At 63.9% G+C, this 23288-nt stretch carries 25 protein-coding genes; 16 read left to right on the top strand and 9 right to left on the bottom strand.

Translation table 11 applies throughout. The features are described 5' to 3' along the window. Window positions 1-8: 8 nt before the first annotated feature. From BM374_RS26210 to BM374_RS26200, 3 genes are all read left to right on the top strand, one after another. Complete coding sequence (locus BM374_RS26210) at window positions 9-338, top strand: DUF2160 domain-containing protein (protein WP_092298753.1); 330 nt, start codon at window positions 9-11, stop codon at window positions 336-338. A 75-nt stretch (window positions 339-413) separates the two neighbouring features. After that, window positions 414-2195, top strand: a complete 1782-nt coding sequence (locus tag BM374_RS26205) for an ABC transporter substrate-binding protein (protein ID WP_092298750.1) — start codon at window positions 414-416, stop codon at window positions 2193-2195. 146 nt (window positions 2196-2341) lie between these two features. Continuing rightward, on the top strand, window positions 2342-3052 hold the full coding sequence (locus tag BM374_RS26200) for a hypothetical protein (RefSeq protein WP_092298747.1): 711 nt from the start codon (window positions 2342-2344) through the stop codon (window positions 3050-3052). On the opposite strand, the gene BM374_RS26195 is transcribed toward BM374_RS26200, so the two are convergent. From BM374_RS26195 to BM374_RS26175, 5 genes are all read right to left on the bottom strand, one after another. Beyond that, window positions 3041-3847 carry a tetratricopeptide repeat protein gene (locus BM374_RS26195; protein ID WP_092298744.1) on the bottom strand — a complete coding sequence of 269 codons (807 nt, stop codon included), beginning with the start codon at window positions 3845-3847 and terminating at the stop codon, window positions 3041-3043. The two genes, BM374_RS26200 and BM374_RS26195, sit on opposite strands and share 12 nt — an antisense overlap. Before the next feature lie 123 nt (window positions 3848-3970). Next, window positions 3971-5071 (bottom strand): alkene reductase, encoded by a 1101-nt coding sequence (locus tag BM374_RS26190; protein WP_092298741.1) that lies wholly within the window; start codon window positions 5069-5071, stop codon window positions 3971-3973. 180 nt (window positions 5072-5251) lie between these two features. Beyond that, on the bottom strand, window positions 5252-5755 hold the full coding sequence (locus BM374_RS26185) for a DUF1993 domain-containing protein (protein ID WP_092298738.1): 504 nt from the start codon (window positions 5753-5755) through the stop codon (window positions 5252-5254). A 111-nt stretch (window positions 5756-5866) separates the two neighbouring features. Then, the gene (locus tag BM374_RS26180) at window positions 5867-7183 is read right to left on the bottom strand and encodes a lytic murein transglycosylase (protein WP_177248539.1); all 1317 of its coding nucleotides are present in this window, start codon (window positions 7181-7183) and stop codon (window positions 5867-5869) included. Between the two features lie 28 nt (window positions 7184-7211). Beyond that, the gene (locus BM374_RS26175; RefSeq protein ID WP_092298735.1) at window positions 7212-7439 is read right to left on the bottom strand and encodes a hypothetical protein; all 228 of its coding nucleotides are present in this window, start codon (window positions 7437-7439) and stop codon (window positions 7212-7214) included. Between the two features lie 388 nt (window positions 7440-7827). Between BM374_RS26175 and htpX the strand changes: the two genes are divergently transcribed. After that, window positions 7828-8796, top strand: coding sequence for a zinc metalloprotease HtpX (htpX, locus tag BM374_RS26165; RefSeq protein WP_092298732.1), 969 nt, complete (start codon window positions 7828-7830; stop codon window positions 8794-8796). Window positions 8797-8931: 135 nt separating this feature from the next. Beyond that, window positions 8932-9573 (top strand): tetratricopeptide repeat protein, encoded by a 642-nt coding sequence (locus tag BM374_RS26160; RefSeq protein WP_092299027.1) that lies wholly within the window; start codon window positions 8932-8934, stop codon window positions 9571-9573. A gap of 1 nt (window position 9574) precedes the next feature. Here BM374_RS26160 and BM374_RS26155 read toward each other — a convergent pair whose 3' ends face one another. Beyond that, entirely contained in the window at window positions 9575-9937 is a 363-nt protein-coding gene (locus BM374_RS26155) for a hypothetical protein (RefSeq protein WP_092299024.1), read from the bottom strand. Window positions 9938-10099: 162 nt separating this feature from the next. Continuing rightward, entirely contained in the window at window positions 10100-10903 is an 804-nt protein-coding gene (locus BM374_RS26150) for a hypothetical protein (RefSeq protein ID WP_092298729.1), read from the bottom strand. Window positions 10904-11307: 404 nt separating this feature from the next. Here BM374_RS26150 and BM374_RS26145 point away from each other — a divergent pair, with 404 nt between their 5' ends. Continuing rightward, a complete protein-coding gene (locus tag BM374_RS26145) occupies window positions 11308-11601 on the top strand; it encodes an antibiotic biosynthesis monooxygenase (protein ID WP_027575542.1) in 294 nt (97 codons plus the stop codon). 172 nt (window positions 11602-11773) lie between these two features. On the opposite strand, the gene BM374_RS26140 is transcribed toward BM374_RS26145, so the two are convergent. After that, entirely contained in the window at window positions 11774-13219 is a 1446-nt protein-coding gene (locus BM374_RS26140) for a helix-turn-helix domain-containing protein (RefSeq protein WP_092298725.1), read from the bottom strand. Between the two features lie 228 nt (window positions 13220-13447). Here BM374_RS26140 and BM374_RS26135 point away from each other — a divergent pair, with 228 nt between their 5' ends. From BM374_RS26135 to BM374_RS26125, 3 genes are all read left to right on the top strand, one after another. Then, window positions 13448-15082 (top strand): isocitrate lyase, encoded by a 1635-nt coding sequence (locus BM374_RS26135; protein ID WP_092298721.1) that lies wholly within the window; start codon window positions 13448-13450, stop codon window positions 15080-15082. A gap of 23 nt (window positions 15083-15105) precedes the next feature. Then, window positions 15106-15315: a DUF4170 domain-containing protein gene (locus BM374_RS26130; RefSeq protein WP_008560963.1), complete on the top strand. Its 210-nt coding sequence runs from the start codon at window positions 15106-15108 to the stop codon at window positions 15313-15315. A 188-nt stretch (window positions 15316-15503) separates the two neighbouring features. Next, window positions 15504-16058 (top strand): hypothetical protein, encoded by a 555-nt coding sequence (locus BM374_RS26125; RefSeq protein ID WP_177248538.1) that lies wholly within the window; start codon window positions 15504-15506, stop codon window positions 16056-16058. 164 nt (window positions 16059-16222) lie between these two features. On the opposite strand, the gene BM374_RS26120 is transcribed toward BM374_RS26125, so the two are convergent. Then, window positions 16223-17104, bottom strand: a complete 882-nt coding sequence (locus BM374_RS26120; protein ID WP_092299021.1) for a metallophosphoesterase family protein — start codon at window positions 17102-17104, stop codon at window positions 16223-16225. A 104-nt stretch (window positions 17105-17208) separates the two neighbouring features. Between BM374_RS26120 and BM374_RS26115 the strand changes: the two genes are divergently transcribed. From BM374_RS26115 to BM374_RS26085, 7 genes are all read left to right on the top strand, one after another. Beyond that, on the top strand, window positions 17209-17700 hold the full coding sequence (locus BM374_RS26115) for an NUDIX domain-containing protein (RefSeq protein WP_092298715.1): 492 nt from the start codon (window positions 17209-17211) through the stop codon (window positions 17698-17700). Beyond that, the gene (locus BM374_RS26110) at window positions 17669-18898 is read left to right on the top strand and encodes a hypothetical protein (RefSeq protein WP_177248537.1); all 1230 of its coding nucleotides are present in this window, start codon (window positions 17669-17671) and stop codon (window positions 18896-18898) included. The genes BM374_RS26115 and BM374_RS26110 overlap by 32 nt, the downstream gene beginning before the upstream one ends. Further along, window positions 18895-19830, top strand: coding sequence for a glycosyltransferase family 2 protein (locus BM374_RS26105; RefSeq protein WP_092298712.1), 936 nt, complete (start codon window positions 18895-18897; stop codon window positions 19828-19830). Before BM374_RS26110 ends, BM374_RS26105 begins: the two co-directional genes overlap by 4 nt. A gap of 57 nt (window positions 19831-19887) precedes the next feature. After that, complete coding sequence (locus BM374_RS26100; protein ID WP_092298709.1) at window positions 19888-20403, top strand: GNAT family N-acetyltransferase; 516 nt, start codon at window positions 19888-19890, stop codon at window positions 20401-20403. 47 nt (window positions 20404-20450) lie between these two features. Then, the gene (locus tag BM374_RS26095; protein ID WP_143270242.1) at window positions 20451-20894 is read left to right on the top strand and encodes a hypothetical protein; all 444 of its coding nucleotides are present in this window, start codon (window positions 20451-20453) and stop codon (window positions 20892-20894) included. Between the two features lie 84 nt (window positions 20895-20978). After that, window positions 20979-21749: an IclR family transcriptional regulator gene (locus BM374_RS26090; protein WP_244552693.1), complete on the top strand. Its 771-nt coding sequence runs from the start codon at window positions 20979-20981 to the stop codon at window positions 21747-21749. 250 nt (window positions 21750-21999) lie between these two features. After that, window positions 22000-23280 carry an MFS transporter gene (locus tag BM374_RS26085; RefSeq protein ID WP_210188596.1) on the top strand — a complete coding sequence of 427 codons (1281 nt, stop codon included), beginning with the start codon at window positions 22000-22002 and terminating at the stop codon, window positions 23278-23280. The last annotated feature ends 8 nt before the right edge of the window (window positions 23281-23288 follow it).

The raw sequence follows: 23288 nt of genomic DNA, 5'->3' as shown, positions 1-23288 counted from the left end.
AGGTTTTCATGGACTCCATCGCATGGATGGCATGGACGCTACCGACCGCGATTTTCTTCGTGGCGCTGGCGTGCACATTGGCCGTCATGACCTGGCTCGCGGCGGCCTATCCTGAAGCCGAGCGCGTTGGGATCCTGCGTATCCCGACCACGCGCGGCGACCGCCTGTTCGTCTCGCTGATCGTGGCCGCCGTCATCCACCTGGTGTGGATCGGGGTCGTCGGTACCGATCCGATCGCGACAGTCCCGATCGGGGAGGAAGGATTTGAGATAACGAGCCTGTGGCTCGCAACCGTGATTTCGCTTGCCTCGGGCGTGGTGATCTTTCGCACCGTCTGAGGCCTGCGAGAAAGAGCAGATCCGGGGTCTACCCGGGCCTGGATTTAGTTTGTCGCTTCAACCGGAGGAAACTTAATGCGACACTTGCGAACGACCAAGGATAGTCTTCTGACCATGACCAGCGCGATCGCGCTGATCGCGGCTTCAGTGACGATCGCCGCGCCGGCGCGCGCGGACGAAGCCGCCGCCAAGAAGTGGATCGACAGCGAATTCCAGCCGTCGACCCTGTCGAAGGACGATGCGCTGAAGGAGATGCAGTGGTTCATCAAGGCCGCTGAACCCTTCAAGGGCATGGAGATCAACGTCGTCTCCGAGACGCTGACCACGCACGAATATGAATCCCGCACGCTCGCGAAGGCGTTCGAGGAGATCACCGGCATCAAGGTCAAGCACGACATCATCCAGGAAGGTGACGTCGTCGAGAAGATCCAGACCCAGATGCAGTCCGGCAAGAACGTCTATGATGGCTGGATCAACGATTCCGACTTCATCGGAACGCACTTCCGCTACGGCCAGGCAGTTGACCTCACCGACTGGATGGCGAAGGACGGCAAGGACGTCACGGACCCGATGCTCGACGTCAACGACTTCATCGGCAAGTCGTTCACGACCGCGCCGAACGGTCACCTCTACCAGCTGCCGGACCAGCAGTTCGCCAACCTGTATTGGTTCCGGTACGACTGGTTTACCAATCCGGACTACAAGGCCAAGTTCAAGGCCAAGTACGGCTACGATCTCGGCGTTCCCGTGAACTGGTCAGCTTACGAGGACATCGCCGAGTTCTTCACCAACGATGTCAAGGAAATCAACGGCGTCCGCGTCTATGGTCACATGGACTACGGCAAGAAGGATCCCTCGCTCGGTTGGCGTTTCACCGATGCCTGGCTCTCGATGGCCGGCAACGGTGACAAGGGCATCCCGAACGGCCTGCCGGTCGACGAATGGGGCATCCGCATGGAAGGCTGCCGTCCGGTCGGCTCGTCAGTCGAGCGTGGCGGCGACGTCAACGGCCCGGCGGCGGTCTACTCGATCGTCAAGTATCTCGACTGGATGAAGAAGTATGCCCCGCCGCAGGCTCAGGGCATGACCTTCTCCGAATCGGGCCCGGTGCCGTCGCAGGGCAACATCGCCCAGCAGATCTTCTGGTACACCGCCTTCACCGCCGACATGGTGAAGCCCGGCCTGCCCGTGATGAACGCGGACGGTACGCCGAAGTGGCGTATGGCTCCGTCGCCGCACGGCGCCTACTGGAAGGACGGCATGAAGCTCGGCTACCAGGACGTGGGATCGGCGACCCTGCTGAAGTCGACCCCGGTCGACCGCCGCAAGGCTGCCTGGCTGTATCTCCAGTTCATCGTCTCCAAGACGGTGTCGCTGAAGAAGAGCCATGTCGGTCTGACCTTCATCCGCGAATCCGACATCTGGGACAAGTCGTTCACCGAACGTGCGCCGAAGCTCGGCGGCCTGATCGAGTTCTACCGCTCGCCCGCGCGCGTGCAGTGGACCCCGACCGGCAACAACGTGCCCGATTATCCGAAGCTCGCTCAGCTGTGGTGGCAGAACATCGGCGATGCGTCGTCCGGTGCGAAGACGCCGCAAGCCGCGATGGACTCGCTCGCAGCCGCTCAGGATTCGGTGATGGAGCGTCTCGAGAAGTCGGGCGTGCAGGGCGCCTGCGGACCGAAGCTCAACCCGAAGAAGACGGCTGAGTTCTGGTACGACAAGTCGGCCAAGGACGGCAACATCGCTCCGCAGCGCAAGCTTGCGAACGAGAAGCCGAAGGGCGAGACCGTCGACTACGACACGCTGATCAAGTCGTGGCCGGCCTCCCCGCCCAAGCGCGCCGAAGCGAAATAATTCGCTTGTATCATCATGGCCGGATCGTCCCGGCCATCCATGAAGACAGGAGGCCGGGAGCAATCCCGGCCTTTTGTCGTGTGGACCTCTTGCCTTATCGGCGGCCGTGATCTGAACTGGCCCCGACCCAGACGCGAGACTTCGCCATGCGCATGATTTTCCGTTGCGATCCAAGGCTGGCCGATCATCTGGTGCGCCCGTTTCCGGCGCGCAGCGCCTTGCCGGACTGGCTGCGGGCGATGCCTGCCACCGCGCATTCGCAGATCCACGGCCGCGACATCCGCACGGTCAAGCAATGTCCGCCCTTCGTCGATGCGATGGCTTATGGGGTCATGATTCCGCTGCCGTGCGACGTCAGGATCGAGGGCGGCGAGTTCTCGTGGGATTGGGACATCCCTGAACCGGAGACGGCGGGGCATCCGCGCGCGCCGCTCAGCTTCCATCCGGTCGCGCAATTTGCCACGGCGCCGTTCTCGAATGGACGATCCGCGCTCAAGTTCAACAGTTTCTGGACCATCGAGCTCGAGCCCGGCTGGTCGCTATTCGCGACGCATCCCGTCAACCGCGACGACCTGCCGTTTCGTCTCGTCTCGGGCCTGGTCGACGCCGACCGGTTTCACGACGGTGGGATCAATTTTCCAGCCGTCTGGATCAAGCCTGATTTTTCAGGCGTGCTGGAAAAAGGCACGCCGATTGCGCAGTGCTTTGCCGTTCCGCGCCAGGCGCCCGAACTCGTGTTCGAGCCCTTCGACGCGGCGCACCGGCAGTCCTATGAGAAGGTCGTTGGCGACGTGCTGGCCGCGCCCAATGTCTACCGCAAACAGTTTCGCGCCAAGCGCGGACGCTTAACGCGCTAGCGCGCGCCGCAGCGCGTCCTCGTCGAGCCACAGCCGCCCGTGAGGGGCGGAGGTCAACGCCATTGCGATGGAGCCGAACAGCTGCGGACGCAGGCGATAGGCCTTGCCGAACGCATCCATGGCGGCATCCAGGTCTCCAGTCTCCTGAAGGGCGATGCCGAGATTGAGCGCGGCCTCGGCATGGTCGGGCTTGAGGTCGAACGCCTTGCGATAGGCTCTTGCCGCGCCATCGTGGTCACGCAAATCCTGCCGCGCGAGACCAAGATTGAACCAGACGGATGCCGGCGCGTCGGTCGCAGTCGCCTGCGCGAGCAGGCTTGCAGCGGTGGCGGGGTCGCCATCCTCCCAGGCCAGCCGGCCCAGCTGCGCCGTTGCTTCCTGATGACCGGGGATGACCTTGAGGATTGCCTGCCAGGCGCCGCGTGCCTGATCTCTCAGCCCCGCCATGTCGAGCGTTCGGGCCTTCTCGATGAACATCTCGCGCTGTGGGCTGGTTGCGATCGCGGCATCGAGATGGACGAGCGCGGTGTCGAACTGGCCTTCGTTGCGCGCGATGCGGGCGGCCAGCAGCCGCGCCGGCGCGTTGTTCGGCCGCTTGGCAAGACTGACGTCGATATGCGCGCGAGCCGGGCCGATGACGCCTCTGGAGAACAACACGGCCGCCAGCAGATGATGCAGCATCGGATCGCCGGGATCGCGGGCAAGGCCCTGTTCGCACAGACGCTGCGCCTCGTCGGGCTTGCCCGAATTGACCGCTGCAGTGGCGCGGCGAACGAGTGTCTGGGTGTCATCCATCGCCGCATTAGAGCAAGGATGCCGGGACGCGGCAATATCGCGGGGCTCGTCGCATCCAACAACGAAGGCCGGGAACGATCCCGGCCTTTTTTGCTTCGCGTTTCTCCGAGGCAGAAGGGAGGATTATTCCGCCGGCTCGGCCGCCAGCGTCGGGTAGTCCGTGTAACCCTTGGCTCCGCCGCCGTAGAACGTGTTCTTATCCCAATCGTTCAGCACTGCACCCTGCTTCAGGCGTTCGACCAGATCGGGGTTGGAGATGAACGGCTTGCCGAAGGCGATCAAATCGGCGGCGTTCGCATCGAGCACCTTGGTCGCGAGATCGAAATCATAGCCATTGTTGGCCATGTATGCGCCCGAGAAGCGCTTGCGCAGGGATGCATAGTCGAACGGCGCGAAGTCGCGCGGACCGCCGGTGGCACCCTCGACGACGTGGAGATAGACGAGCTTCAAGGCGTTGAGACCGTCGGTGATGTAATCGAACAGCGCTTGCGGATTGGAATCGGAGATGTCGTTGGCAGGCGTCACCGGGGAGATGCGGATGCCGGTACGGTCGGCGCCGGCTTCGGCCGCGACGGCTTTCGAGACTTCCAGCATCAGCTTCGCGCGGTTCTCGATCGAGCCGCCATAGGAATCGGTCCGCTTGTTGGCGCCGTCCTTGGCGAACTGGTCGAGCAGATAACCGTTGGCGCCGTGGATCTCGACGCCGTCGAAGCCGGCCTCCAGCGCGTTCTTCGTGGCGCGCTTGAAGTCGTCGATGATCCCCGGAATCTCGGAGAGCTCGAGCGCGCGGGGCTCGGAGACATCGGCGAAGGTGCCGTTGACGAAGGTCTTGCCCTTGGCGCGGATCGCGCTGGGCGCCACCGGCGCCGCGCCACCAGCCTGGAGATCGACATGCGAGATGCGGCCGACGTGCCAGAGCTGGATGAAGATCTTGCCGCCGCGCTCATGCACCTTGTCGGTGACCTTGCGCCAGCCGGCGACCTGCTCCCTGGAGTAGATGCCTGGCGTGTCCTGATAGCCCTGGCCTTGCTGCGAGACCTGGCTCGCTTCGGTGATCAGGAGGCCCGCAGAGGCGCGCTGGCCGTAATACTCGGCGGCGAGTGGCGAGGGGACGAAGGTGCCGGGCGCGGCGCGGTTGCGCGTCAGCGGCGCCATCACCAGGCGGTTGGCCAGCGTGATCGGGCCGAGCTTGTAGGTCTCGAACAATTTGGTGGGACGGCTCATTGAGGGTGCTTCCAGGGGTTAAGAGGTCCGGAACACTTGTGCATTGCGATATCAGGCGCAAGGGATGAGCCATACGGAAAGTGCAGGCGAGCTGCGCGGCAGCGCCCGCGCAGCATAATTCATGCGCAATCACGGCAGCGGCAGCGAATTTTTGCTGCCGCTGCCGTGCGATTGCGCAAATCAGTTCACACCGAGGAAATCGCGCTTGCCGATTTCAACGCCGTTATGGCGCAGGATGCCGTGCGCGGTCGCGGCATGGAAATAGAAGTTCGGCAGCGAGACCGAGCTGAAGAATTGCTGGCCCTTCAGCGTCATGGTCCGGTCGGGTCCGGCCGGAAAGGTGACGTCCTTGCTGTCGGCGCCCTCGAACTGTTCTGGCTTGAACGATTTCACGAAGTCGATGGTCTTCGCCAGCCGCTGCTTCAATTCCGCGAAGCTGGTTTCGGTGTCCGGCATCGATGGCACCTCGGTATGCGTCAGACGTGCGCAACCCTTGGCCGAAAAATCGCTGACGAGCTGAATCTGCTTCGACAGCGGCAGCATGTCCGGGAAGAGGCGGGAGCCGAGCAGGACGCTCGGGTCGATCTTTTTGGCCGCGCAATGCGCCTCAGCCTTGGTGAGCAGGCCGGTCAGGCTGTTCAGCATTTGCAAATAAGCGGGGACGACGGCGTCATAGAAGGACATGTGATGCTCGCTTCAAAGGATGGGAAATCTCAGGAGAAAACCTGAGCCACTCACATGGGAGGCTCATGGAATAATACAATCGCGAAAACGGGCTTGTGCGGTGCGAAAATTCTACCGCACCGTCGCCTGGGGTTGTGCCTGTGCGGTGCCGCCGCGCATCCGGGCCAGAAGCTCTGCGGTCGGCCAGGAATCGGCGGGCAGGCCATATTTGATCTGCATCGCCTTCACGGCGGCGCGGCTCTGCTGGCCCAGCACGCCGTCGACCTTGCCGACATTGAAGCCGGCGCGCACCAGCAATTGCTGCAATTCCTTGAGCTCGTTGAACGGCAGTTGCGCGACCGGCCCGGCAGGTCTGCGCATCGGCGGTGCGCCCGCAATGCGCGAGGCGAGATAGCCGGCGGTCGTCGAATAGATCAGCGAGCTATTCCACTCCGTGTAAGCCGCGAAGTTCGCATAGGCCATGAAGGCCGGCCCATTGCGTCCCATCGGCAGCAGCACGGACGCTGCGAGATTGTCGTTCGGCAGCGGCCGGCCGTCGGGATAGGTGACGCCGAGCTGCGCCCATTTCGCGCGCGGCAGCTGCACGCTAAGATCGGTCTGCTCCCATGGCAGGCTCGAGGGCACCTTGATCTCTTCCAGCCACGGCTCGCCGCGCCGCCATTTCAAGCCGTTGGCGATGTAGTTCGCGGTCGAGCCGATCACGTCCTCCTCGCTGCGCAGGAGGTCGCGCCTTCCGTCGCCGTCATAGTCGACGGCGTAGTTGACGTAATGCGTCGGCAGGAATTGGGTCTGGCCGAGTTCGCCGGCCCAGGAGCCGATCATCTCGCCTGGCGTGAGATCGCCGCGGTCGATGATCTTCAGCGCGGCGATGGTCTCGTTCACGAACATCTCGGAACGGCGGCAATCATACGCAAGCGACACCAGCGATTTCAGCGTCGGCAGATTGCCCATGTTGGCGCCGAAATCGCTCTCCAGGCCCCAGAACGCGGCGATCACCGCCGGCGGCACGCCATATTCCTTTTCGGCGCGCGCGAACGCCGCTGCGTGCCGCTTGATGTGCTGTTGGCCGTTCTGCATGCGATAAGGAGCGGCCATGCGGCCGGCGAATTCGGTGAAGAGCTGGCCGAACACGCGCTGACCGCGGTCGCGGTTGACGATGCCCTGATCGTAGACGAGGTAGGGCGAAGCCTCCGCGATCGTTCGCTGCGACACGCCGGCGGCGACCGCTTGGCTCTTCACGTCAGCGAGGAAACGATCGAAGCCTTCCCCCTTGTGGCACGCCGCCGCGCGCGGCGAGGGTGAGGTTGCCTTGGGCGCGGCAGGCCTTGCCGGCGGCGGCGCGAACTGGGCAGAGGCGGGAAAGGCGAGCGCGAACCAGACTGCAATCGTCGCGAAGGCAAGGCGAGAACCAAGGCAGTTCATCGGCATTGATATCTCTGGTGATGTCAGGGAGCTGCTAGGCTGCCAGCACGGCGCGTTTCACAGCGAGGGGGAGGGCGATCTCGCGAAAGAATGTCTTCGGATAGAGGTAGTCTTCGCCGGATTCATCGACGATCCGCAGCATGTCGAGTTTCTCGGCCGCGGGATCGCGTAGCGACACATAGATCTTGCGCTTCTCGAGGGACACCTCGTAGCCCTCATTGTCGACGCAGATCACCAGTTGCTTGCCTCGCGATTTGGTCATGATGGTCGGAGCAGGCTCTTGATTTTGAATTCCTTGCGGCCGATTCCGGCGGCTTCATACCAGTGTATCTCAGCGAGGTGGGTAGAGCCATTGGATAATCGCACCTGGGCGATGCCCTTGCGCTTACGCCATCGTCCACGCCCTTAGATCCGCCGCAGCCTGGCAATTTCGCGGATACCCGAGCCGCTGGCGAAGGTTTCGACCTCCGAGATGTCGCCGAGAATCTCGAATTGCATGGCTTGGATCGTGCCCGGCTGTTCCAAGCCGGGTCAAGTGCCGCGGCGCCGCGACGCACCCTGAAACCTTGCACCGGGGGCGGGGTCATCCCTACCTGACGTTTGCCGGTCTGCGACGCCATCGGCGGCCGTGGTCCGCTCTGGAGACGGCCATGAACTCTCTTCGTACCGCAATGCTTCTCGCAGGCCTGACGGCGCTGTTCATGGCGGTGGGCTATCTGATCGGCGGCGCCAGCGGCGCCATGATCGCACTCGTCATTGCTGCCGCGACCAATCTCTTCACCTATTGGAACTCCGACCGCGCGGTGCTCTCGATGTACGGCGCCCATGAAGTCGACCGCCACAGCGCGCCGGAGCTGGTCGGGCTCGTTGCCGAGCTTGCGGGCCGGGCGGGCCTGCCGATGCCGCGCGTGTTCCTGATGGACGAGGCACAGCCGAATGCATTTGCGACAGGTCGCAATCCCGAGAATGCCGCTGTCGCTGTCACCGTCGGCCTGATGAACCAGCTCAGCCGCGAGGAGCTTGCCGGCGTCATCGCGCACGAGCTCGCACACATCAAAAATCACGACACGCTGCTGATGACCGTAACCGCGACCATCGCGGGCGCAATTTCGATGCTGGCGCAGTTCGGCATGTTCTTCGGCGGCAACCGCGACAACAACGGCCCCGGCATCGTCGGCTCGATCCTGATGATGATCCTCGCTCCGCTCGGCGCGATGCTGGTGCAGATGGCGATCAGCCGCACGCGCGAATACGCCGCCGACAATCTCGGTGCGCGCATCGCGGGGCAGCCGATGTGGCTGGCTTCGGCGCTGGTGAAGATCGAAAATGCAGCGCATCAGGTGCCGAACTTCGATGCCGAGAGAAACCCCGCCACCGCGCATATGTTCATCATCAATCCGCTGTCGGGCCATGGCGTCGACAATCTCTTCGCAACCCATCCCTCGACGCAGAATCGCATCGCGGCGCTCCAGCAGCTCGCGGCCGAGCTCGGCACGCGGGCTGCGCCGTCCGTCGGCGCCAACGAGAACTATCCGCCGCAGGGCCCGTGGGGCCGCTCGTCCTCGCGCGATCCGTCCCGTGGCCCTGCCCGTGGTCCTTTCCGTGGTCCTTGGGGCTGACACGGAACCATCAGGATTTCGTCCGGCTTTGTGACCTGGCGCACAGAAGCGCAGTTCTGTCAGTGTTAACAGGCTGACCGAGAGTATTCCTTCGAAAGGGGATGCGTGGCCGGCCTGTCGCCGGTCGCCGTCGCGATGACCAGAGCCGCCGTGCCATTGTTGATCGTCCTGGGCGTGGCCATTGGCCTGTCCACGCACACGGTCGTGAATTGCGGCGATGAGGACGAGCCCGACATCTGCTCGGCCGTGATCGGCTTCTCGCCGCTTCGCGGCTCCCTGATTGCCTTCGCCTATGAGGGGCGCGGGCGCATCGCATTGCGCCACGGCGACAACGGCCGGGCGATCGCCGATTTCAACGAGGCGATCCACCTCAATCCCAACCGCGCCTCGCTCTATCGCGACCGGGCGCAGGCCTACCGTCAGAACGGGGAGCTGGATCTTGCGATTGCCGATTACGACGAAGCGATCGCGCTCGATCCCAGGCCGGCCATGCCGTATCGCGAGCGCGGCCTCGCGCTGGCCGCCAAGGGCGATCTCGACCGCGCGATCTTGAGCTACAGCACGGCGGTCCGCCTCGACCCCACGGATGCGCAGGCCCGCCTCGACCGCGGCCTTGCGTTTCTCGCTCGCGGTCAGGTCGACGACGCCCGCGCTGATTTCGAGGCCGCTCTCGCACTCCCTCCCGGCAAGGACGGCCGCGTCCACGACACCGCGCGCGCAAAACTCGCCGAGCTCACGCGCGCCGAGCCGACTGAGGTCTCCACACCGCAGCGGTGAGTTAGGCCGCCTTCTTGGCTTTCGCCTTCTTCGCAGCCTTCTTCGCCGGCTTGTCCTTGGCAGGCTTTTCCTTTGCCGGCTTCTCCGCCTTCACCTCGACGGGCGTGCTGGCGGCGAGCCGCATGGCGCGGGCGTAGCTGTCGGCGACATTGTCGGCGGACATCTGCAGGCGCCTTGCGGCTGCGGTGGCCTGCTCCATGGTGGCCTTGGCCATCATCTTGAAGCGGGTGCCGGTCTCCTTGCCCTTGGCCTTGGCCGCAAGGCCGTTGAAACGATCCCGCCGCTCCTTGGCGCGGGACATCAGGCCCGTATGCAGCTGTCTGGCCAGTTGCCGGATCACGACATCCAGGTCGGCGTCCGCCATGTCTTCCATCCTCTTCGAAACAGTCCCACTCGATGCGGCGGGACTATGCAGATCAGCCCCCGCCTTGGCAATTCCTGCAAGGCCGTCATCCGCAGCTTCCGCTCCACAAAACAGAAAAGCCGCGCATTTTGCGCGGCTTTTTTGGGAGACTTGTTTCCGGCCTTATTTCAGCGAGGCAACCGGGCCGCTCGAGGCTGCCGGATCGGGATCGAAGCCGAACACGCCGACCAGGTATTTGTAATAGTCCGGCATCTTCTCCTTGAGCGCCTCGCGGGTCTTGGGATCCTGGTAATCGCTCTTGCCGGCCAGGAAGATGCTGGCGGTCACGGCAAAGAATTCCATGGGATTCTTCAGCGCATAGGCCTCCTTGGGCAGCAGGTCCTTGGACTTGGCATAGGCGTAATAGCTGATCACGCCCTTGTTGGCGTAGCCGTCCGGCAACAGCCGCGCGTGGTAGGCGTGCAGCATCTCGTGGAGCAGCACGGCCTCTTTCTCGTAACGCATCATGTCCGGCCGCACCATGATCACGCCGAGCCCGGAATCGACCGCGAGGTCGACCGCGTTCGGATTGGTCCAGCGCTGCCTGTCGTGGTCCCACACCGTCAGCGTGCGCGGCGTGGTGCGCGGGATGTCAGGCGTGACCCGGCCGTAGCATGCGGTCGCAGCGCCCTCGTCGAGGCAGGCCAGCTCGCTCGCGATGATCGGAACGGTGCGGAAGAAGCGCATCACGCGCGGCGAGAGACCGGCGGCTTCGACGACGTCGATCTGCTGCTTCAGATTCTCGGTGAGCTTATCGAGATCCTTGCGATCGGACGCCTCTGACAAGTCGAACATATAGCCGCGATAGCTCTGGAAGCCGGGCGGCAGCTTCGCATCGGCGGACGCGATGTCGAGCGAGCCGGCCTTGGACGGAGTGGCGAACAGCGCGCCGACAATGGTCGCGGTCAGCAGCAACGCAATGCGCATGTAAAACCCCCTGATGTCACTTCTCGCGGCAGGATAGGCTGCCGTTGTTTGCGAAAAGTGAGTGCGGCAAGACTAAGGCCGCGATATTGAGGCGTGCTTAATCGCTGGTTGCAGAACGCGGCAGCCGGTTAGGCCCGGGTTAACCAAGGCTGCCGCGAGCGCTAGCCTATTTTCCGTCATCCTGAGGCGGCCGCTTCTTAGCGGCCCTCGAAGGATGAACGGCCCGGCTGTATCTGTGGCCGTTCATCCTTCGAGGCTCCCGGCGCGATGCTTTGCGCATCGCGCCACTCGCACCTCCAGCGACAATGGCTTCGCCATTGCGCGGGGATGACGGGTTGGGCCTGGAGGTGTAGATTCATCAGAGGGCAGCAAGCCCGATCCAGACAGCCGGAAGGGAGGATGCCATGTATGCCGCCATCCGTCAGGCCAAGGCGAAGAGCGGAAGCGCCGAAGAGCTGGCGCGCCGCATCAAGGACGGCGCCGTTCCGATCATCAGCGACGTTGACGGCTTCAGGGCCTATTACGTGGTCTATGCCGGCGACGACACGGTGACCGCGATCTCGATCTTCGACAAGTTCGAGCAGGCCGAGGAGGCGAACAAGCGCGCCATTGCCTGGATCGAGAAGGATCTGGGTCCGCTGCTGGCAGGGCATGCGAGCGCGGCAGCGGGGCCCGTGATCGTGCATACGCTGGCGTAGCTGGACGGTCGTCCCGCCTCACACTCAACTGTCATCGCCCGGCTTGACCGGGCGATCCAGTACGCCGTGACAGTAATGATAGAGCCGATGGGCCGCGGCGTACTGGATGCCCCGCCTTCGCGGGGCATGACAGTTGTGTGTGGAGCGTGCGCTTTTCGTCAAACGCCGCCCCCTACAACTCCCTTGCATTCGAGAACGCGAAACTCGACACCCGCCGCGTCGTCTCGTCCAAGATCAGCGTGCGCGTGATCGGCGGCTCGGCGCGCTGGGCGCAGTTTTCGCGCTCGCAGAGCCGGCAGTTGACGCCGATCGGCGTGCCTTCCGTTTTCTCGAGGTCCATGCCGGCGGCGTAGGTCAGGCGCGCCGCATGACGGATCTCGCAGCCGAGGCCGATGGCAAAGCGCGGCTGCGGCAGCGGGTGCGGCGCAACGGGACGGCGCACCATCTGCGCGATCGAGAAATAGCGCGTGCCGTCGGACAGCTCGATCACCTGCTTGAGCAGGCGATCCGGCGTGTCGAAGGTCGAGTGCACGTTCCAGAGCGGACACGTGCCGCCGAACTTCGAGAACGGAAACGTGCCGGACGAAAACCGTTTCGAGACGTTGCCGGCATTGTCGACGCGCAGGAGAAAGAACGGAATGCCGCGCGCGTTCGGCCGCTGCAAGGTAGTGAGGCGATGGCAGACCTGCTCGAAGCCGGAATTGAAGCGCTGCGCCAGCACGTGGATGTCGTAGTTGAGCGCTTCGGCTGCGGCGAGGAACGCCGGATAGGGCATCATCACGGCGGCCGCAAAATAGTTGCCGAGCGTGATGCGAAACAGCCGCCGCGGTGCATCGTCGAGCGGACCGGCGCGGCCGATGATGGTCTCCAGCGCTTGCGTGCATTCCCCCAAGCCCAACTGGAAGGCGAGTTGGAAGGCGCGGCCGGGCGGGTCGACCAGCTCGGAGATCAGGAGCTGGCGGCGGTGGCGGTCGAAGCGGCGGAGCGTCTCGCGCATCACGTCGACAGGCATGATGCGGGTCTGGACCGAATGCTTCTCGCGCAACCGGGCAGCGAGGGCCGCATAGAGCCCTTCGGCGGGCACGTTCAGCTCGTCGCGCAAGGCTTCTGCGGCCTGCTCGAGCTCCGGAAAATAATTGCGGTTGGCCTCGATCAGCTCGCGCACGCGCTCGACCGGGTTAGCCTCGTAGCGCGTGCCGACGTCCCGGTCTGCCATCTGCGCGGCCGCCAGCGTCTCGCCCTGGCGCGCTTCGGTATAGGCCGCATAGAGCCGCTGCAGCGCGTGGGTGACGCCGGGACAGAGCTCGGCAAGGTCGCGGAGCTCCTGCTTGGGTACGTCGATCTGGCGGAACAGGGGGTCGGAGAAGATCTCGTTCAGCTCGGCAAAGAAGCGGTCCTCGTCGGCGGTCGCGAGATCGCGCAGATCGAGGTCGTAGGTTTCAGCCAGCCGCAGCAGGATCTGCGCCGTCACCGGGCGCTGGTTCCGCTCGATCAGATTGACGTAGCTCGGCGAGATCCCGAGCCCCTCGGCGATCTGGGTCTGAGACAGCCCCAATTGCTGCCGGATTCTGCGGAAGCGCGGCCCGACGAACAGCTTTTTCCCGGACTCTGCGGGCATGCTTCGGATCTCCGTGGGTATAAGGACAGGATATCTGACCTATACTTTACATTTTTTACAAAATAACATCTGTTACATGTTTTTATGTTACATGACATCACCAATAAAAAACAAGGCATCTATACGAAGTTTCTCTTTTCGCGTTTAGCTCTGGTCACGCATTTCGCAATGCAGTGTCAAGAATGTCGATGGCAACCCATCGCCATCGTCAGCGAAAGGATCAGGCTCATGAACTACCAGCCACGCGGCATCAGCTCCCTCCAGGGCCCGTCTTCGTATCAGGACGAGGTCAAGGCGGCCCAAGCACTCCTCGAGACCCAGCCGACCTGGAACGGGGTGACGGCCGAAGCGGTCGCGCGCATGCGCCTGCAGAACCGTTTCAAGACGGGCCTGGACATCGCCCGCTACACCGCGGCGCTGATGCGCGCCGACATGGCCGCCTATGACAAGGATCCCACCAAGTACACCCAGTCGCTGGGCTGCTGGCACGGCTTCATCGCCCAGCAGAAGCTGATCTCGGTCAAGAAGCATTTCGGCGGCAAGACCGATCGCACCTATCTGTACCTGTCCGGCTGGATGATCGCGGCGTTGCGCTCCGAGTTCGGTCCGCTGCCCGACCAGTCGATGCACGAGAAGACCGCGGTGCCGGCGCTGATCGAAGAGCTCTACACCTTCCTGCGTCAGGCGGACTCCCGCGAGCTCAACGACATCTTCCGTCTGCTCGACAAGGCCCGCAAGGAAGGCGACAAGGCTCGCGAGAAGGAGCTGATCGCGAAAATCGACAACTTCCAGACCCACGTCGTGCCTGTGATCGCCGACATCGATGCCGGCTTCGGCAACGCCGAGGCGACCTATCTGCTCGCCAAGAAGATGATCGAAGCGGGCGCCTGCGCGCTCCAGATCGAGAACCAGGTCTCGGACGAGAAGCAGTGCGGTCACCAGGACGGCAAGGTCACCGTGCCGCACGAAGTGTTCATCGCCAAGATCCGCGCCTGCCGCCACGCCTTCCTCGAGCTCGGCGTCGAAGATGGAATCATCGTCACCCGCACCGACTCCCTCGGCGCAGGCCTGACGCAGCAGATCGCTGTCAGCCACAAGCCGGGTGACATCGGCGACCAGTACAACAGCTTCCTCGATTGCGAGGAAATCACCGCGGAGAACGCCAGGAACGGCGATGTCATCATCAATCGCAACGGCAAGATGATGCGTCCGAAGCGGCTGCCCTCGAACCTCTACCAGTTCCGTCCCGGCACGGGCGAGGACCGCTGCGTGCTGGACAGCATCACCTCGCTGCAGAACGGCGCGGACCTGCTCTGGATCGAGACCGAGAAGCCGCATATCGAGCAGATCGCCAAGATGGTCGACCGCATCCGTGAGGTCGTCCCGAACGCCAAGCTCGCCTACAACAACTCGCCGTCGTTCAACTGGACCATCAACTTCCGTCAGCAGGTCTACGACGCGATGAAGGAGGCCGGCAAGGATGTCAGCAAGTACAACCGCGCCGAGCTGATGAAGCCGGAATACGACGATACGCCGCTGGCGAAGGAAGCCGACGAGCGCATCCGGACCTTCCAGGCGGATTCGGCCAAGCGCGCCGGCATCTTCCACCACCTGATCACGCTGCCGACCTACCACACGGCCGCGCTGTCGACCGACAATCTCGCCAAGGAATATTTCGGCGAGCAGGGCATGCTCGGTTACGTGAAGAACGTGCAGCGCCAGGAGATCCGTCAAGGCATCGCCTGCGCCAAGCACCAGAACATGGCCGGCTCCGATATCGGCGACGACCACAAGGAGTATTTCGCAGGCGAGGCTGCTCTCAAGGCGGGCGGCGTCCACAACACGATGAACCAGTTCGGCTAACGCCAGGCAACAGGAGATCGACAATGACCAAAGGCAGCAATTTCTGGGTGATCGGCGGCGAGTTCGGCTCGATGAACTTCCACAAGCTCGTCGAAGGCTCGGCTCAGGTCAAAGGTCCATTCAAGACCCGCAAGGAAGCCGAGGACTGCTGGCGCGAGGTGTCGGAAGAGAGCCGCCACAAGGCCGGCGTCCGCTTCTCGATCGTGGAAGAGCCGTCACGGGTCTCGGCCTGACGGCTGCCTGAATGAGTTAAGAAGACGTCCAAGGACGGAGGGTCCCATCCGGCGCGAGCCGGGTGGGATCGTCTGTTTTTGGCACACGTGAATGGCCTGTGGGCACGGTAAGTATCTGGAACTAGAGGCCTTTGCGGGCGCGATGGTTGCTGATAGGTTAATGGCGGCAAGTGAGGACGAGGCCGACAATGTCAGAGCCCGAGACCAGCGGTATCCATCCGAGCCAGCCGCGCCCGGTGCGGTTGCGGGACGCGCTGTTGCGCGCGCGGATCGAGGCCGCCGATCAGACCGGCGTCGTCGTCGATTTGCGGGACGCCGAGGTGGCGCGGCTCGAGATCCTCAACGACGCGCTCGATCCATTGTTTGCGCAGGTGCCGGACAGGATCGACCTGTTCGATCGCGGCATCAGCCAGGGCGACACGCCGAGGCTCTGGATCGACGTCGTCGCTCACATCATGATGGGACGCGACAAGCGGCAGTACCGCTTCGTCCAGGACACCCGCTTCGGCCGCATCGTGCTCGCCGAATCGCATGACACGGGTGTCATCGTGGACGCCGTGACCGACTATGTCGCCCGCCGCATGATCGAGCGCGAGCACGCGATGGTGGTGCCATCGGAGCCGAAGGTGGAGGTCGCAGAGCCGCCGCGCCGCTCGCGCCTGTGGCCGTTCGTGTTCGGCTTCATCCTCGGTGCGGCCGCGCTGTTCGGCGTCGCCGTGCTTGCGGCGTTGCGGAGCTGGTGATTGCTCTCTGTCGTCTCGGGGTATCTCTCTCCGTCATTCCGGGGCATGCGAAGCATGAACCCGGAAGCCATTCATCGGGATGCGCTGCGGGGCCGATGGATTCTCTGGTGCGCAATTGCGCACCAAAGCTCGCGCTTCGCGTGCCCCGGAACGACGGCATCGGGTCACACCACCCGTGCGCGCTTGATCTCCCGGACCTGCAAACCATGATCGATGCTTCGCACGATCTGCTCGCAGCGCCAGCCGGCATCATCCTTCTCGATCCTGAACAGATTGTAAGCCGCCGCCGGATAGCGGCCGTGCGCGAGCGCCGAAGCCGATGGCACGCCGATCGCGGGAATGTTGCCATCAGGGCCTTCGAACCACATCGTCGAATGGATGTGGTCGTGCCCGTGCAGGATCAGCTCGACGCCGTGGCGCTTGAGCAGCGCCAGCAGGCTTGCCGAATCAATCAGCCGCTTTTGGCGCGCGTCGGACTTTAGAGGATGATGAATCAGCAGCACGCGGAAGACGTCCTCGGCCGCGAGCCGGTCGAGCATCTGTTCGAGCGCGGCGAGCTGATGGCGTCCGAGCACGCCCGTCGCCATCAGGGGTGCCGTCGGCACCGCACTGGAAAGGCTGATCAGCGCGGCCGGCCCGCGGCGCCGCACGCTCGGAAAGCCGACGCTGCCGTCGTCGCCCGCAAGATAGGGCGCAAACGTCTCGCCGAAGCGATGAAAGGTAGCACGGACATAGGCGTCGTGATTGCCGGGAATCGTGGTGACGCGGTCGGGCGGCCCGACCTCGTCAAGCCAGGCGCGTGCCGGCGCGAACTCCGCCTCCATCGCCAGGTTGACGAGATCGCCCGTGACCGCGATGTGGTCGGGCGCCTGCGCCTGCATGTCGGCGACCAGCGCGTCGAGCACCTCGCGACGCTGGTATTTGTGGCGGTTGCGCGTCCAGTTGACGTAGCCGAGCACGCGCTTGCCGGCGAGCTCGATCAGCCGCGGCTTCGGCAAGGGCGGCAGGTGCGGGTCGGACAGATGGGCGAGTGTGAAAGGTGCCAGGAAAGATGTCATCGCGCGCGATTGCCTCGCTATTCCCCCGCTGTAATGGCAAGGTCGCCGGCAACACGCAAGACAAGCCTGAGAGGGCGCATCACGAGAGGCTAATGGCGAAACGCCTGGACGAGTTCCGACGGAGATTCGAGCCGCTGCTGCGGCGATTCTTCCACGCCTATTTCCTTCTGGTCCGCGGCATGACGCTCGGCGTCCGCGCCGTCGTGCTCGATGCCGACAACAAGGTGTTCCTGGTCAAGCACAGCTACGTCTCGGGCTGGTATTTGCCGGGCGGCGGCGTCGACCATGGCGAGACCATGGAGCAGGCGATGCGTCGCGAGCTCAAGGAGGAGGGGGATATCGAGCTGACGGGGGTGGCCTTGCTGCATGGGATCTTTCTCAACAGCCACGTCTCCCGCCGCGACCATGTCGCGGTCTATGTGGTCAGGCATTTCCGCCAGGACCGGCTGCCGAAGCCCAACCGCGAGATCATCGAATGCGGGTTCTTCGATACCGCCGCGCTGCCGGCGGGGGCGACGCCCGGCACCCGCTTGAGGATCGCGGAGGTGCTCGATGGCAAGCCCCCGATTGCGACGTGGCGCTGAGGGCGGCTATGGTGCTGCCGGCCCGAACGGGCGCTACGGGAGCCCGATGAAAGCCGCAAAATTCGCCTTCGGCCTGATCTGCCTCGCGATCCTCGCCAGCGACATCGTCGCGATGTCGCGTTGGAGCGAGGCCCGCGGGGTCTATGACGACATCTGCTACCTGAGGCAGGCGCACCTGTTCCAGCGCTTCGGCGTCAGCGGGCTCGACACCAACGCGGTCAGGGACGACGACCGTTATTTCGAAGGCAAGATGAAGGAGATCGGTTTCGCCGAATGGAAGGATCCGATCCGCTGGCCCTGCCACAATCCGATGCCTGATGGCAAAGTCGTGCTGCAATATCCGCCGGGGACCGGCTTTCTGCTCGCCCTGTTTCCGGAAGGCCACCAGGTGGTGCCGCTCTATGTTGCCGCGAGCCTGATCGTGTGCGCCCTTGCGCTGTCGGGCATTGCCATGGCGCGGACGCTTTCGTCGGTCACGGGTGCGAGCCTGTTCGGCGCGCTCGCCGTCTATCTCATGATCAACCCGGCCAAGGCGAGCTATTCGGTGCCGCCGACCATGGCGCTATGCGCGGTTGCCGGCTTGCTCACTTCGTTGTGGCTGACCAGGGACAAGCGCAGCGTCTGGCTGATTGCGCTGATCGGTCTCCTGCTCGGTTTGTCCGTCAATTTCAGATTGCCGAATGCGTTGCTGGCTGCCGGCTATTTCCTGATCCTCGGCATTCCCTTCCTGTGGACCCGCTCGCTCGCGACCTTCGTGCGGGGCCTCGCCTTCGGTGCCGGCGTGCTCGTCGGCATGGCGCCAACGCTGGCCGCCCAGGCCATCAACGCCGGCAGCGCGATGGCGACGACCTATGGCAGTGCCGACGTGGTCGCGCCGGTTTTCGATCTCGCGGTCTTCGGCCAATATCTGCGCGACATGCAGCTCGTGCTGATGGTGCTGGCGGTCGGTGCGACGGTCTGGCTGCTGGCGGCCGGCGAGGGGCATGTGCGGCAGGCCGCGCTCGTCGTGGTCGGCAACCTCGCCTTCAATCTCGGCTTCTTCATGAGCCACCCGATCTTCACGCCTTATTATGTCGTGCCGATCACGATGCTGTCGCTGTGGACGCTGTCGTTCGCGCAGCTGCTGCGACCGGTCGAGGCGCGAGCGGCGGCATCGGTCCGGGGCCAGCCGGCCAGTCTGGGAGTGATACCGCGATGACATCTGCGCAACCTCGCATCGCCGTACTCGTGCCCTGCTACAACGAGGAGGCGGCGGTCGCAACCGTCGTCGCCGACTTCCGCAAGGCGCTGCCGGCGGCCGAGATCTATGTCTACGACAACAATTCGCGCGACCGCACCGCTGCCGTCGCGCGCGAGGCCGGTGCGATCGTGCGCAGCGAGCGGCGGCAGGGCAAGGGTCACGTCGTGCGTCGCATGTTCGCCGACATCGAGGCCGACATCTACGTGCTGGTCGACGGCGACGCCACCTACGATGCACCGAGCGCTCCACGCATGATCGACAAGCTGCTCGACGAACATCTCGACATGGTGGTCGGGCTCCGCATCGATCAGTCGCAGGCCGCCTACCGTCTCGGCCATCGCATGGGCAATCGCATGCTGACCGGCTTCCTGTCCTCGACCTTCGGCCAGGCCTTCAAGGACATCCTGTCCGGCTACCGCGTGTTCTCGCGGCGCTTCGTCAAATCGTTCCCCGTGCTGTCCGATGGCTTCGAGATCGAGACCGAGCTCGCGGTCTACGCGCTGGAGCTGTCGCTGCCGGTCGCCGAGGTCGAGACGCCCTATTACGCGCGACCCGAAGGTTCGTTCTCGAAGCTCAACACCTGGCGCGACGGCTTTCGTATTCTCGGGACCATGCTGAAGCTGTACCGCTCCGAGCGGCCGCTGCGTTTCTTCACCGTGATCGGGATCCTGCTGGCGCTGGCCGCGATCATCCTCGCGATCCCGATCGTCGTCACATTCTTCGAAACCGGCCTCGTGCCGCGGCTGCCGACTGCCGTGCTGGCGATGGGCTTGACGATCATGGCGTTGCTGTCGGTCTCATCGGGGCTCGTGCTCGACACCGTCACGCGAGGGCGGCGGGAGATGAAGATGCTGGCCTATCTGTCCCAGCCGACGCCGCAAAGGAACTGAAGGCGGACCTAAGGCCCATGGACCTCCCGATGCGTAGATGCTACTCCGCGAAATAATATGAACGATCTCTCAATTACCATCCGTCCCGAAGCCCCGGGCGACGCCCAGGCGATCGAGCGCCTGCACGAGCGCACCTTCGGCCCCGGCCGTTTCGTCCTCAGCGCCTATCGCATCCGCGAGCACGTCGATCACGTGCTCGATGTCTCCTTCACCGCCCGCATCGGCACGCTGCTGGTCGGTTCGGTCAGGCAACTGCCTGTCACGATCGGTGAGACGCCGGCGCTGCTGCTCGGGCCGCTCACCGTCGAACCGCCGTTTCGCAGCCGCGGCATCGGCCGCATGCTGATGGAGCGTGCCCTGAAGGACGCCAGGGACAAAGGCCACCGCCTCGTGCTGCTGGTCGGTGACGAGCCCTATTACAGCCGCGTCGGCTTCAAGCCCGTGCCCAAGGGCCGCATCACCATGCCGGGCCCGGTCGATGCCGCGCGTATCCTGGTGTTCGAGCTCGTCGAGGGCGCATTCGAGGGCGTCTCGGGCGCAGTCGCTCCGGACTGGAGCAAGGCGCGGGGCTAGCGCACCAACCGGTCGAGGCTCACATGTTCCGCGCAGCAGCCGACACATTGCAGGCCTATCTCGATTTCGACCCCGAGCGAAAGCGCGATCTGACCGAGTTGCACAGACTGGTCGTCGCGGCCGCGCCGGCCCTCAAGCGCTATTTCCATCAGGGAACGCCCGCGGGAGAAGCGGGAATGCGCATGAAGATGATCGGCTATGGCAAGTTTCGCTACGCCGTCAAATCGGGAAAAACTACGTACTGGCCGGTGATCGGTGTTGCGCTTCAGAAAAACTACATCAGCGTTTACGTGACGGTGACCCGGCAAGGCGCGCCGGTCGTATCCTGCTATGCTGGAAAACTCGGCGAATTACGCATGGGGGGCAACAACTTCAGCTTCAATCGGTTCGACGACCTCAAGCAGGATGCAGTATCGACCCTGTTCGCGGAGGTCGCCGGCATTTTCAAAGCGGATCCCGAGAATCCCGTCCGCTATATGCAGGGCTCCTGAACATGGAAAGCCGGACACGCTATACCGTCGGAGCGGTTTGTGCCAAAACCGCTCACCGCGAAGCTGACGAAGGATTTTTGTAGTTTGGCCGCATCCAGGAAGGGCGCCTCGCCCGCGGAACGCCAGAACGGGATTGATCGGACCATCGATCTCCTGGAAGCGCTGCTGCATTTGCGCGCGCCTTCCAAGCTCGGCGATATCGCCAAGCAGATGGGCGCGCCGCGATCGACGGTCTACGCCATCGCCAATCGCCTGATCGAGGCGGATCTGCTGGAGAGCGTCGGCGAGGGCGGTCAGATCTATTTCGGCAAGGCGGTGCATCTCTACGGGCAGGCCTATGCGGAGGCCAATCCCCTGCATCGCCGATGCCGCGAAGCGCTCGACCGGCTGGCGACCCGGCATAGCGCCGCCGCGCAGCTCTGCGCTCTGCGCGGACGCAAATACGTGGTGGTCGATACGCGCGACGGGGAAGGCCTGTTTCGGATCACGACCGATGTCGGCGTCGAGGTGCCGCTGCCGTGGACGGCATCCGGCCGGTTGCTGCTCGACCATATGAGCCCGGCGGAGATTCGTGCGTTCGTTCCGAAGGAGGATTTTCGTCTTCCGGACGGCCGCGTGCTCGATGTCGATGATTTCATCAAGGACGTCGCGCGCGCGAAACGTGACGGCAAATGCGTGACCACGGCGCTGTCGGATCGGTTCACGTCGTGTCTTGCTGCACCCATTCGCGACAAGAAGGGCGTCGCGGTCGCGACGCTTTGCTTCGTCGTTCCCGCGGATTCGCTGAAGGAACGCAGGACCGCGCTGCTCGAGGACCTGGTCGCCACCGCAGCCGAACTCTCGGATCGCCGCTGAGCTCAGCCGGCAAGCTGCGATTCGATGCGGCCGCATCGTTTCGTGCGGCGTCGTCGCACGTCCAGACTTGACAGCATGTCGTCCTGATATCTAACGTGACGCTATAAGATAATATTGTCCACTATAAGAGACAGTGCAATTGCGGGCGAAGTTCTCCGTTCCCCATGCCGGGGCGCGAGACGCGATCCTGCGTTCCAAGCGAGGATTCAAGATGGCGAATGCAGGCCAACAGGTACCCGGGCGACGCTGGATGATCGGATGTCTCCTCGGCGTCGGAATTCTCATCAATTACATCGATCGCGTCGGGCTCTCCGCCGCCACGCCCGAACTCACCAAGGAGCTTGGCCTCACCGCCACCGACATCGGGCTGCTCGGCAGCGCGTTCTTCTGGACCTATTCACTGCTGCAGGTTCCAGGCGGCATGGTGCTCGATCGTTTCGGCGTCACCACGGTCGGTCGCGCCTCGAGCTTCCTCTGGGCGGTCGCCGCCAGCATCACCGCGCTCGCCAGCGGTCTGTGGGGCATCGCTGCCGCGCGCCTCCTGCTCGGCGTCGCCGAAGCGCCGGCCTTCCCGGCCAGCCAGAAGGCGACCGGCCACTGGTTTCCGCTCGACGAGCGCGCGCGCTCGACCGCGATCTTCGATTCCGCCGCAAAATTTTCCAACGTGATCGGCGTGCCGCTGGTCGCCTACGTGATCTTTCTCTACGGCTGGCGCTGGGGTTTTGGCGTCACCGCGCTGCTGAGCTTTCTGTATTTCGTCGCCTATTATGTCATCTACCGAAATCCGAGCGAGGATCCGAAGCTCTCGAAGGCCGAGCATGACTACATCATCGCCGGCGGCGGCACGCCGGAAGGCCCGGCCACGGCGGGACAGAGCCGCATGCTCGGCTACCTCCTGCGCAATCGCAAAGTCTGGGGGCTGACCATCGGCTTCTCCGCCTATGGCTACACCTTCTATCTCTTCCTGACCTGGCTGCCCGGCTATCTCGCCCAGACCATGCATATGAACCTGATGTCGGCCGCGGGCTATTCGACGATTCCCTGGATCTTCGCGACCTTGTCGGACCTCCTGATCGGCGGCTTCCTGGTGGATCATCTGATCGCGCGCGGCTACGACTCGACGCGGGTGCGCCAGTCGGTGATCATTGTCGGCATGCTGATGGGGCTCGCCGTGATCGGCGCGGCCTTCACCGTGAAGCCGGGCTGGGCGCTGCTGTGGCTGTCGATCGCGATCTCGGGGCTGTCGGCCGCCGCGCCCGTCGGCTCCTCGATCGTGTCGCTGATCGCGCCGAAGGGCGGCGCGGGAACCGTTGGCGGTATCCTGAATTTCACCAACAACATGATGGGCGTGCTCGCGCCAATCGTGACCGGCATCGTGGTCGACTGGACTCAATCTTTTGCCGGCGCCTTCATGATATCAGGTGTCGTGTTGCTGATCGGCATCTTCTTCTATGTCGTGGTGCTTGGCCGGATCGAGTCGATCCCCGATTACGAAGAGGTATCACCGCCCGGCGCCGTGCCTGCGACTTGAGGAGAGGG

The organism is Bradyrhizobium sp. Ghvi, from assembly GCF_900115265.1.
Classification (GTDB): Bacteria; Pseudomonadota; Alphaproteobacteria; order Rhizobiales; family Xanthobacteraceae; genus Bradyrhizobium.
The sequence above is the reverse complement of the archived record's forward strand: the minus strand, read 5'-3'. Positions and strand labels throughout refer to the sequence as shown.